8 protein-coding genes and 1 pseudogene are annotated in these 11,878 nt (G+C 61.3%); 1 reads left to right on the top strand and 8 read right to left on the bottom strand.

The features are described from left to right. Positions 1 to 122 precede the first annotated feature (122 nt). The 8 genes and pseudogenes from QYH43_RS09855 to QYH43_RS09820 all read right to left on the bottom strand — a co-directional run bounded on the left by QYH43_RS09855 (position 123) and on the right by QYH43_RS09820 (position 9,272). Positions 123 to 582 (bottom strand): annotated as a pseudogene (locus QYH43_RS09855) (transposase). A 175-nt stretch (positions 583 to 757) separates the two neighbouring features. Next, complete coding sequence (locus QYH43_RS09850) at positions 758 to 2,560, bottom strand: ABC transporter ATP-binding protein (RefSeq protein ID WP_301156954.1); 1,803 nt, start codon at positions 2,558 to 2,560, stop codon at positions 758 to 760. Further along, positions 2,557 to 3,402, bottom strand: a complete 846-nt coding sequence (locus tag QYH43_RS09845) for an ABC transporter permease (protein ID WP_301156953.1) — start codon at positions 3,400 to 3,402, stop codon at positions 2,557 to 2,559. Before QYH43_RS09845 ends, QYH43_RS09850 begins: the two co-directional genes overlap by 4 nt. A gap of 10 nt (positions 3,403 to 3,412) precedes the next feature. Beyond that, entirely contained in the window at positions 3,413 to 4,474 is a 1,062-nt protein-coding gene (locus QYH43_RS09840; RefSeq protein WP_301156952.1) for an ABC transporter permease, read from the bottom strand. Continuing rightward, positions 4,467 to 6,038, bottom strand: a complete 1,572-nt coding sequence (locus QYH43_RS09835; protein WP_095057702.1) for an ABC transporter substrate-binding protein — start codon at positions 6,036 to 6,038, stop codon at positions 4,467 to 4,469. The genes QYH43_RS09840 and QYH43_RS09835 overlap by 8 nt, the downstream gene beginning before the upstream one ends. A gap of 10 nt (positions 6,039 to 6,048) precedes the next feature. Next, complete coding sequence (locus QYH43_RS09830) at positions 6,049 to 7,248, bottom strand: LLM class flavin-dependent oxidoreductase (protein ID WP_301156951.1); 1,200 nt, start codon at positions 7,246 to 7,248, stop codon at positions 6,049 to 6,051. 221 nt (positions 7,249 to 7,469) lie between these two features. Continuing rightward, positions 7,470 to 8,201 (bottom strand): class II aldolase/adducin family protein, encoded by a 732-nt coding sequence (locus QYH43_RS09825; RefSeq protein WP_301156950.1) that lies wholly within the window; start codon positions 8,199 to 8,201, stop codon positions 7,470 to 7,472. 15 nt (positions 8,202 to 8,216) lie between these two features. Then, positions 8,217 to 9,272 carry an ABC transporter substrate-binding protein gene (locus tag QYH43_RS09820; RefSeq protein WP_301156949.1) on the bottom strand — a complete coding sequence of 352 codons (1,056 nt, stop codon included), beginning with the start codon at positions 9,270 to 9,272 and terminating at the stop codon, positions 8,217 to 8,219. Between the two features lie 1,198 nt (positions 9,273 to 10,470). On the opposite strand from QYH43_RS09820, the gene QYH43_RS09815 reads away from it, so the two are divergent. Further along, entirely contained in the window at positions 10,471 to 11,739 is a 1,269-nt protein-coding gene (locus tag QYH43_RS09815) for an acyl-CoA dehydrogenase family protein (RefSeq protein ID WP_301156948.1), read from the top strand. The last annotated feature ends 139 nt before the right edge of the window (positions 11,740 to 11,878 follow it).

Raw genomic sequence — 11,878 nt, 5'->3', positions numbered from 1 at the left:
CCCTTGTAGGAGCTGGCTTGCCAGCGATGACGGCGGCACATCCACCATCGCAATCGCCAGCAAGCCGGCTCCTACAGGACCTTGTTCACAACCATCCCTTGTAGGAGCTGGCAAGCCGGCTCTTACAGCCATTTCGCGTCCCATAACGGGTAATCATGTACTCGCCTGACAAGGCCTGCTGGTATGCGGTTGGCAATGACGTAACGTGCCACCGCCAGCAAATCTTCTTCACGTCGAATTGCCCGGTCGTGAAAGCCTTTTTTGCCATAGGCGGCCACTGCGTCCCAGGTGGGCATTGATGGCTCGTGCACTGCGAGATTTAGTAGCCAGCATCAACGCCGGCAGCGTGCTGTTCTTCAGTTCCACCAACCAATGGAAATGGTCGGGCATGACCACCCACGCCAGTGAGTCGGCCCATTCTTCTGCCTGGGTTTGGCGAAATTGATCCACCACCAGACGCCCCGTACGCCAATTGGCAAATACGGGATCACGGTGATAGGTGACGGCGGTGAGCAGGTAGATTTGCCCGGATTGGGAATAGCGCCCGGCGCGCAGGCGATTGGCGTGGGGAAGATCAGGCATTCCATTGCCCTCCTGTGTTTGAGACAAAAACAACAGGCTAGTAGGCAGGAGAAAGATCGTCGTCAAGCTCTGGTTCTGGATGTTTCTGGGCGGCCGCTATCGCCAGCAAGCCGGCTCCTACAATGGATCGTTGTGAATACAATCCCCGTAGGAGCCGGCTTGCTGGCGATTGGCGTCACCGCAATGTCGGCGAGTTTTCCAGCAATGTGCGCGTATAGGCCGCTTGCGGTTGGTCCAGTACCGCATCCACCCGCCCTTGCTCCACCACACGACCCAATTTCAACACCAACACCCGGTCGGCAATGGCGCGAACCACACCCAAGTCATGGGTGACGAACAGCAGCGTCAGTCCTTCTTCTTGCAGTTGCCGCAACAGCGCCAGGATCGACGCCTGCACCGAGACGTCCAATGCCGAGGTGATTTCATCGCAGATCAGTAGCCTTGGTTCGCAAATCAGCGCCCGGGCAATCGCCACGCGCTGGCGCTCGCCACCGGACAGGCTGTGGGGATACTGCGACGCCATCGATCCCGGCAGAGAAACCCGCTTGAGCACGGCATCCACGCGCACCCGGGCCGCGTCACCCTTGATGCCGAAAAAGTGCTCCAGCGGCGCACTCAGGGTCTGGAAAACCGTTTGACGAGGATTCAGCGCCCGATACGGATTCTGAAAGATGTACTGGATCTGATGACGCTGTCCGCCGTCACGCTTGCGCGCCGACAGGCTCAACGACTCGCCCGCATACCGCAACTCGCCCTCGGCGTTTTCGCCCAGCCCGGCAACGGCACGCGCCAGACTGGTCTTGCCCGAGCCGGACTCACCGACCAACGCCAGGCACTCACCCGCCGCCACGCGCAGAGAAACGTCAAACAACACCTGACGGTCGTAGGCCACGTTCAGGTCCTTGATTTCCAGCAGCGGCGTGCGCGCCTGTGCTTCGGCGACGGGCAACACCGGGCTTTGAGCAATCGGCGTCAAGGGCTGAAGATGCGGGGACAGGCAGGCCACCCGCTGCTGTGACGACAGGTCCTGCAATAGTGGCTCACCCGTCGAGCACCCGGCCAGGCGACGTGCGCACCTGGGTGCGAAGGCACAACCTGGCGGCCGTTGCCCCGGTGCCGGTGCATGCCCGGCAATCGCCAGCAATTCACGGCGCTGCGCCACATCCGGTATCGCCGCCAACAACCCTCGGGTATAGGGATGAGCCGGCCGGTTGAACAATGCTTCGCGGCTGGCGACTTCGACCAGACGCCCGGCGTACATCACCATCACCCGGTCTACCAGGTCCTTGATCACCGCCAGGTCGTGGGACACATACACCGCCGCGACGCCCAGGCTTTTGCACAACCGGCGCAACGTGGCCAGGATGTGCGCCTGGGTCGTGACATCCAGCGCGGTGGTGGGCTCATCGAGGACGATCAGCGCCGGGCGCAAGACGAACGCCAGCGCCAGCATCACCCGCTGCTGCTGGCCACCGGACAGTTGATGGGGAAAACGCTGCAAAAACTCTGCATCTTCCGGCAAACCCACATCGCGCAAGGTCTCGACGATGCGCTGCCGTTGCGCGGCGCGATCGAGGCCGGTCTGATGCGCCTCCAGCGTTTCACGCAGCAAGCTGCCAATGCGCAGCGCCGGATTGAGCGCGGTCGCCGGGTCCTGGGCGACATAGCCGATCAGACTGCCCCGGGCCCGGCGCAAGGCTTCGCCCTGCAGTGTCAGTAACGACTGACCGGACACTTCGACCTGCCCACCGACAATCCGCGCGCCGCGCCGGGCATGCGCCAACAACGCGGTGGCGAGCGTGGTCTTGCCCGAACCGGATTCACCGACCAATCCCAGAATTTCTCCGGCCTGCAGACTGAAGGTCACGCCCGACAACACATCGATCTGCCCCGCCAACTCGACGCGCAGTTCCCGAACCTGCAACACTTGCGCGCTCGCCACAGTGGGGCGCGCCTCGATCCCGGCAATGGCATTCATGGTTGTTTGTCTCCGATCCGTGAGGTGCTGCGGCCGATGCCTTCAGCCAGAATATTGGTGCCATAGGCGAAGATGCCGATCAGGATCGCCGGGGCCAATACCGCCCACGGCTGTACCAGCAACCCCGCCTGATTTTCATTGATCATCAGCCCCCAATCGGCGGTCGGCGGGGCCACGCCGTAACCGAGAAAACTCAGGCCCGAGAGCATGCCCACGCCCCAGGTCAACATGTTGCCGAAGTGCACCAGCAGCGGCGTGAGGATGTTCGGCAGGATTTCCTTGAACAGAATCCGCCGCTTCGAATAGCCCATCATCTGCGCAGCCTCGACGAACTCCTGCCCCGCCACTGCCACCGCGCTGCCACGGGCCAGGCGAATCACTCCCGGTGTGAACGCGATGGACACGGTCAACACGATCAGCCAAGGCGCGCGCCCCAGCATCGAGACGATCAACAGCACCAGAATCAGGTCGGGAAAAGCCAGCGACACGTCCGCCAACCAGGTGATCAATTGGTCCAGGCGCCGCCGGGAAAATCCCGCCAACAGGCCCAGCGTGCTACCGGTCAACAGTGCGATCGAGGCCGCAGCCACCGACATCCACAGCACCGACAGGCCGCCACTGAGCAAGCGCGACAACACGTCATGCCCGAGGAAGTCATAGCCCAACCATGCTGCACCCACAGGTGCGCCGTACACCGAGCCGACCATTTCCGTCGGGCTGTGTGGAGCTAAAAAAGGGCCAAACAACGCCAGCACCACCACCGACAGAGTGATCAGCGCACCCTTGCGGGTTTGCGGTTCCGCCAGCCACAGTTGCCAGCGCAAACGTCGGGAGTCAGTCATGCATCACCTCTTAAGGCGCCTTGGATGGGGAGCGACGCCACCAGGGCTGGATGCCCCGACGATTGCGCCGGATCATGGTTACCCGCCGTGCAGTACGCAGTTTCGGGGTCAGCAGCACCGTCAGCAGATCCGCGAACAGGTTGATCAGCACCACGCCCAGGGTGATCACCAGCACAATGGCCTGGACCATCGGCAAGTCGCGCATCTGAATCGCCGAGTTCAACGAGGTGCCGATACCCGGATAGCTGAAAATCACCTCGGCCAGCAGCGCCCCGCCGATCAGCGTACGCAAGGTCAGGGCTACGCCCTGGATCGCCGGAATCAATGCATTGGGCAACGTGTGCCGCCAGACGATTCGCCACTCGGGAATCCCCCGTAATCTGGCAGCGACGACATAGTCGGACTCCAGCGCTTCGATCATCGACGCCCGCACCATACGCGTGAGGTAGGGCAAGGCCGAAAGACTCAGGGCCAGCACGGGCAGTACCAGAAACTGCAATTGGCGCAGGAGCGATTTGTCGGGGTCGAGAATCGACACCGCTGGCAGCACGTCCATGTGCGGCATGGAAAACAGCAACACCAGGCCGATGGCCAAGAGAAAACCCGGCGTGGCCTTGAGGAAAATCAACAGCGACAGGCTCCAGCGATCCAGGCGACTGTCACGCCGCAAGGCCAGTGATACGCCGAGCAGTAACGCCGCTGGCACCACCACGGCAATCACGCCTGCCAACAGCGCCAACGTGTAGCCGAAGCGGCCGAACAGGATGCTGCCGACCGGCGCATTGGAGTCGAGCGACACGCCCAACTCGCCGCTCAGTGCGTGGCCGAGCCAGCGCAGGTATTGCTCGAGAATCGGCCGATCCAGGCCCAACTGCTTTTGCAGCGTGAGGATGCTTTCCAGCGGTGCGTCCGGGCCCAGGATCACCCGCGCCGGGTCCGAGGGCAGTGCCTGCGTGGCAATGAACACCACCAGGCTGATGACCCATGCGGTCAGCAGGCCATAGCCCAATCGTCCGATGAACCAGGACAACCAGGCTGGCGTGCGCGGGGTTTTGCAGGATGGCTCAGGCATGGTTCACCCACATCTCATCGAAACGCCATGAAGCAAACGTCGTCTGTTCAGGCGCCAACCCTCCGACCCGAACAGAGGCAGCATCCAGCACGTCATTGAAGCCCCAGATCAGTAAGCCGCCGCGCTCGTGCTGAATGCTTTGAGCCTCATGCACCAGCAGCTTGCGCCGCTCCAGATCGGGCTGCGCCAGAGCCTGTTGGTACAGCGAAGTGAAGCGCTCATCGTGGAAATTGCTGCGGTTGTAAATAGCTTGCGGCGCGTCGTTATGCAGCGCCGACGCCAGGAAACCCCGAGCCGGCGTCGAGCCCGGCGATATCAACCAGTTTTCCCGTTGCGGGCCGTTGAACACCGAGCCATCGACCTGGGTGACCTTTATCTCGACCCCGGCTTTTTTTGCTTGCTGGGCGAACACCAGCGCCGCATTCACGCCCGGGCCCGGCGTGGTGGTCAGCTCCACCCGCAGATCGTCTTGCCCAGCCTGGCGCAGCAGGGAACGCGCCTGTTCCAGGTCGTACGGTCGCTGGGCAATGCTGTGGTTGTAAGTCGGGTCGTGGGGGGAATACAGGTCATTGGCGATCCGCCCGAAACCATTGAGCCCACGGTCGACCAGTTCGCGACGGTCGGCCAGCAGCCGAAATGCCTGACGCACACGCTGATCCTGAAACGGCGCCTTGGCCAGATTCAGGTTGAAACCGGTAAACGATGTGCTAGGCGAGGCGTATAACTTGAGACGTGAATCGGCCTTGAGCAGCGCGCTGTGTTCGGCCTGCACGCCGCTGGCGACATCGATTTGTCCGGCTCGCAAGGCCGCGGCGCGGGACACCTGATCCTTGAACTCGATGATTTCAAGCTCATCGGCATAGGGTTGACCGGGTTTGTAGTAGTTTTCGAAACGCTGGTAGAGCGAGCGCTGACCCGGAATGAAACTCTTGAGCTTATAAGGCCCGGCCCCCACCGGATTGCTGATCGGGTCGTAATCGGTGGGGACGATGCCACCAAAACTGATCAAGGTTTCATCCAGCGGATAGAAGCTTTGGCCCTCCTTGAAGCGAATTTCAATGGTGCGCTCGTCCAGTTTGCGCAAGGCATTGCGGTCGATCGCGCCCACCAACCCGGCAAATGGCGAGGCCAGTTTCGGGTCCGTCAGGCGCAGGATCGAGAACAGCATGTCGTCGGCACCAATGCTCTTGCCGTGGTGAAACTCCAACCCCGGTTTGATGCGAATGGTCCAGGCGCTGGCATCTGCGTTGGGCTCGGCAAATTCGGCCAGGGCCAGACGCGTGCTGACATCGGTGTTCCATTCCCAGAACTTGCTGTACAACGCCCAGCCGCGAATGATCCCGCCGCCCACCGGTTTGTGCGCATCGAGGTTGCCGGATTGGTCGCCATCAATGATGCCCACCCGCAAGCGCCCGCCGCGCACCGGAGTGCTGGACAACGCTGCTGCGCCACTGACGGCCGCGCCACTGTCGCAACCGCTGAGCAGGCTGCTGCCGAGTATCAGGCCACCGCCGACCGCCAGGCCGTTACCGAGAAACCTGCGACGGGAAAATCCTTCTCTCATGACTGACTCCTCAGGCCTGCTCGACTACGTTGGCGCGTTGCAGAACCGGCGTCTCAGCCCGCAGGCGCGGCACCTCGAAACCGTGATCCAGGTCGAGCAACGGGAACAACAGATCGGCCACGCGGTGCGCTTCATCGATCAACGGGAAGCCTGAGAAAATGAACGCCGACGTGCCTTGCGCTTCGTATTCACGAATGCGCTCGGCGACCTGCTCGGCGCTGCCTACCAGATAAGTGCCAGCGGCCGGACCGAGGATATTGAAGCCGAACAGGCTCGGGCCGAGCCAGACGTTGGGGTAGATCTCCAGATCCCGTGCCTTCGGCAGGCGACCTGCACGAATGGCTTCGACGTTGCGCTGGATTTGCGGGTCGTCGCTGTGGAAGCTTTCCAGGGTTTGGCCGGGGGGCAGTTGCCGTTCGATGGCCGTGCGTGCAGTTTGCAGCGACGTACGCTGCAAGAGTTTTTCGGCATGAGCCCAGGCTTCCTCTTCGGTCTCACGGACGATGATTTGCAGGCGCGTGCCGAAGGTCAGCTCACGGCCGATCTTCGCCGCCTCCGCCGCCACTTTGCGAAACTTCTCGCCAAGCTTTGGTGGGGTGTTGGCGAAACTCAGGTAGACGTCGAGCAACTGCACCGAATGGGCAATGCCAGGGCCCGAGGTGCCAGCGCCCCACAAAGGAATGCCGGGTTTCTGTTTCGGCGGATGCCACCCGCCCAAGGGATGACTGGCAGCCGCTGGCGAGCGAGGGGCGAGTTTGACGTATTGACCGTCATAGCCTGAGGTGTCGCCGGCGTAGAAGTTTTGGAAGGCGCGCCAGTATTCGAGGCTGAAGTCATAGCGCTCATCGTGCGGGTAATGCACGCCGAGGGTAGCCAGGCCGGCGTCGTTGCCGTTGACGACGTTGAACAACAGACGGCCGTTGGAAAATTGATCGAACGTCAGCGCCCACTTGGCCAACACCGCTGGCGACAACTCGCCGGGGTGCTGCGCCACCAGAAAACGCAGGCGCTGGGTGGCATCGATCAACGCGGCAGAAACAGCCAGGCTTTCGTTGGGACTGGAACCCAGCAGCGACCCGTAATACCCCAGGCGATCACTGGCCACAGCCAGTTGCTTCAAATGTTCGAAATCGGTTTTCCAACGCCCTTCCGGTTCCCACGGATAAGGTCCGTCGGGGGTGGTGAGGTACCAGAGAATTTTTACAGCCATGGGCGTGTTCCTTGTTTATGTGTCGACCGTTCGGCCGCCATCGCCAGCAAGCCGGCTCCTACAGTTCAATCGCGTAAACCCGATGCATCGCTACAAACCCGATCCCTGCAGGAGCCGGCAAGCCAGCCGCCCACAGTTCAATCGCGTAAACCCGATGCATCGTGAAAACCCAATCCTTGTAGGAGTCGGCTTGCTGGCGATGGGGCCATCCAATACCGGGTTCAAGTGCGGCGATCGATCGCTGGCACCAGGCCCAGTTCGGTAGCGTGTTCGTACAGGCCGCTCATTTTCCATTGCTGGGTCAGAACGCCCGGACCATAGGGACGGGAACCGCCCACGGCATCGGCGAGCAATTGCAGTTGCGCGCCCTCTTCCAGCAACAGGATGAATTCGGCGGTGGCGCGCAAGCCTTGCTTGCCCCACACGGTGGAGCCGCCGTTGGCTTCAAGAATCGCCAGGTTGAAGGGGTTCTCGGCAATCTTGTCGAGGATGAAATCGACTTCCGGCTGACGACGGTCGATGTACACCGGCAGCTCCCGGGCCAGCTGGTAGCGCTGCACCGGCACGTAGTGAAATGGCAGGGTGCGATGGGTCTGCGCCCACGCGCCGAGGTACGGCGAATGCACATGGGACACCGTGGTGATGTCGGCATGCTGCTGGAACAGTTTGGTGTAGCGACCAAAACCGCCCTTGCCTTTGCCGTAGATCACCTTGCCTTCAAAATCGGTGACCGTCGCTTGCAGCGGTTTGCGGTAATTCCATGGACCGCCGTAGTTGACCGACACCAGCAGCTCCTGGCCCGGTACACGTTCGACGAAACCGACGGTGCCATTGGCAGTGATGGTGTTGGTTTCACGGAATACGGTGAAGGCTTCCTCAGCCTCGATCAGCACCTTGTCGATAAAGTTCTTCAGTTCTTCGCTGATCAATTGTTCGTTGATAAGTACGGTCATGGCAGATCTCCAGATTCAGGCGCGGCGCTTGGCCAACAGTTCATGGGCGGCTTGCAATGGACGCGGATCAACCCAGTCGGCGATGGAAAAATCGCGTTCCAGGAAGCCGTGCAGATACAGAAAGTCTTTCTGGGTATCGAGAAACTCCAGTCGCTGCGAGGACAGATCCGGTGCCAGCGTGGTGTGGAAATCGCCACGATAGGCCTCGGCGACTCCGGCGCTGCCGGCGCGGGTTTCCTCCTCGAGAATCGCGTTCAGTGCCTCGCGGTTATTGGCAGCCCAGTCAGCGGCGTTGAGGGTTTGCGCGAGAAAACGCACCACCAGGTCGAAATGGTTGTCGAGCAGGCTTTGGTGGACGGTGATCGGGCGCGGCGTGCCGTTGTTGATGCGATAGCGCGGCTCGGCGATCAGATCCAGGTCGATACCCACCACCAGCCCGAGACGCCGCGCGGCGTCGGCGGCGGAAGCGCCTTTGACGTAGACCGCATCCACCTCACCGCGAACCAGGTAATCGAGGCCCGACCACAGACGCTGCAACCCTTCCTGCGGATTGGCCGCACGCTCCTGGTCCTGCAGGGCGACTTCTACCAGCTCGACATCATCGAACCCCAGCCCGGCCAGGCTCAGCGCGCCTTTGTAGCCGTGCAGGCTCATGGCCCGAGCGATGCTCCCAGGACGGGTTTCACCCCAGGCGGGAAGCGCCAGTCGCTTGCCTTTGAGATCCTGCGGCCGGCTGATGCCGGAGTCCGGGCGAACCAGGATGGTCTGCCATTCTTCAATCCAGGTCAGGCCGATCAAGCGACTTGGCGCACCGGCCGCCCGTGCCGCCAATGCCGGTACGTTTCCGCCTTCGCGAAACAGCCCCGGAAGTTCGTGATCGTAGTGGTGATGACCCAGTTGACGGGCCTCCTGCAAGGTCGAAACCGGCAGGCCATCGGCGGCGAATTCGTCGCTGAGCCAACCGAGTTTGTAGGCGATTCCGGAGGCCGTCGGCACTGGGCAACGGGTGAACCAGATCTGGTCCAGATCGGTCTGGGTATCGGGTCGGGGTTGTTTGGCAGCAAGCGTCATGGGCAGCTCCATCGGGTTAGAAGTCAGTCGCGGTGACTGTTGCCAGAGCTATTGCAGTGCCCGTGCCAAAAGCTGAAAACCCCGATTTCAAAGGCCTTCAGACCTTCGCACGCCAATGCCGACCTCCCAACTGCTGGCCTGCCAGCAGCGTTGCGCGGCGACTGCTGCTGGTCGAGCAATCGGCGCAATCGCGCTGCTTCTCCAGAAGCACACGACACCCCTTCGCCACTCCAGCCCCTCCGCCTGGCTCGCTTTCAAGCCCTTGGCGCAGAACTTGCTCAAGGCCCTATCAACATCCGAGAAACCTGTAGGAGCTGGCTTGCCAGCGATTGGCCTTCGAACCTTGCGCCGCATTCAAGGACGCCATCGCCAGCAAGCCGGCTCCTACAAGGGGAATTTTGAAACACCGACAAACCTGTAGGAGCTGGCTTGCCAGCGATTGGCCTTCGAACCTTGCGCCGCATTCAAGGACGCCATCGCCGGCAAGCCGGCTCCTACAAGGGGAATTTGAAACACCGCAAAACCTGTAGGAGCTGGCTTGCCAGCGATTGGCCTTTGAACCTTGCACCGCACTCAAGGACGCCATCGCCAGCAAGCCGGCTCCTACAAGGGGAATTTTGAAACACCGACAAACCTGTAGGAGCTGGCTTGCCAGCGATTGGCCTTCGAACCTTGCGCCGTATGCAAGGACGCCATCGCCAGCAAGCCGGCTCCTACAAGGGGAATTTGAAACACCGCAAAACCTGTAGGAGCTGGCTTGCCAGCGATTGGCCTTCGAACCTTGCGCCGTATGCAAGGACGCCATCGCCAGCAAGCCGGCTCCTACAAGGGGAATTTGAAACACCGAAAAACCTGTAGGAGCTGGCTTGCCAGCGATTGGCCTTCGAACCTTGCACCGCACTCAAGGACGCCATCGCCAGCAAGCCGGCTCCTACAAAGGAAATTTGAAAACACCGACAAACCTGTAGGAGCTGGCTTGCCAGCGATTGGCCTTCGAACCTTGCGCCGCACTCAAGGACGCCATCGCCAGCAAGCCGGCTCCTACAAGGGAAATTTGAAACACCGCAAAACCTGTAGGAGCTGGCTTGCCAGCGATTGGCCTTCGAACCTTGCGCCGCACTCAAGGACGCCATCGCCAGCAAGCCGGCTCCTACAAGGGTTTCACATGGGCAGCAGATCAATTATCAGAGGTACACCAATGAGCAATGTTGAACATCATCCCGCCGGCCAACTGACCCAGGAGCAGGCCCCTATTCGCCTGCTGCAAAGCGAGGCCCAAGCCATCGCCGTGGCCAGAGAAATCGCCCTGGAGATTGCCGAAATCGCCGCCGATGCCAGTCAGAACGGCCAACTGCCCAAGCGTCAGGCACAACTGTTGTCCGAGAGCGGCCTGACCGCCATTGGCGTTCCCAAGGTTTTTGGCGGACTCGGTGCTTCGGTGGAAACCATCGTCGAAACCGTGCGCCTCATTTCAGTCGCCGACGGCGGAGTCGGCCAGTTGCTGCAAATCCACAACGTTATGCTGCGGGGGATTTTCACCGGGTATTCCGATGAGATCCGCGACCGGCTGATCCGCGATGTATTGGCCGGCAAACGTTTCGGCAATGCCTTGGCCGAAGTGGGCGGCAAGAACAAGTTCGCGCTCAAGACCCGAGTCGAGCGTCGTGCCGACGGCAAGCTGATCCTCAATGGGAGCAAGTTCTACTCCACCGGTTCCTATCTGGCCGAATGGATCTCCCTGACGGCGGCCAGCGATGACGGCGGTGCCGGGGTGCTGCTCAACCGCAACGCCAAAGGCCTGACCCTGGTCGATGACTGGGAAGCGTTTGGCCAGAAAAACTCGGTCAGCGGCACCGTGATCTTCGACAACATCGAACTTGACGAAGGCTTCGTCTCGCAGCGCAAAGGCCCGATGAAACGCACAGGCCTGACCTTCCCGCAGATTCTCCATGCGGCCATCGACACCGGCATTGCCGAGGGCGCGCTGTCGGCCGCCGTGCAATATCTCAATCACAACGCCCGACCCTGGGTGGAAAGCGGCGTCGATCAGGCCAATCAAGAACCGCACATCATCAAGCAGATCGGCGAATACGCCGTGGCCTTGCGGGGCGCGCAATCCTTGCTCAGGGACGCGGCACGGGTGTTTGACCAGCACGAACTGGACCCGGACAACAAGGAATTGCAGGACGAACTGATTCTCTCGGTGGCCACTGCCCGCGCCCATTCTGATTCGGCCTCGCTGAAGATCTCCAGCGACATTTTCTCCCTGCTCGGCGCCAGCTCATCACTGACCAAATGGAACCTCGATCGCTTCTGGCGCAACGCCCGGGTCCACACCACCCACGACCCGATCCGCTGGCGCCTGCATCACGTCGGCAACTACTACCTCAATGGTGTCGATCCGGGCGAGTACACCGCAATCCTCAATGCCAAGGAAAAACAGGGCGCCACCAGCCCCGGGCGATGATTTGACCACACCATCGCCAGCAAGCCGGCGCCTACAAGGGAAATTTGAAAACACCGCAAAACCTGTAGGAGCTGGCTTGCCAGCGATGAGGCCTAAGAAGTTTGCGCCGCAATCAAAGACGCCATCGCCAGCAAGCCGG

The organism is Pseudomonas sp. C32 (genome assembly GCF_030417915.1).
Taxonomy (GTDB): domain Bacteria; phylum Pseudomonadota; class Gammaproteobacteria; order Pseudomonadales; family Pseudomonadaceae; genus Aquipseudomonas.
The sequence above is the reverse complement of the archived record's forward strand: the minus strand, read 5'-3'. Positions and strand labels throughout refer to the sequence as shown.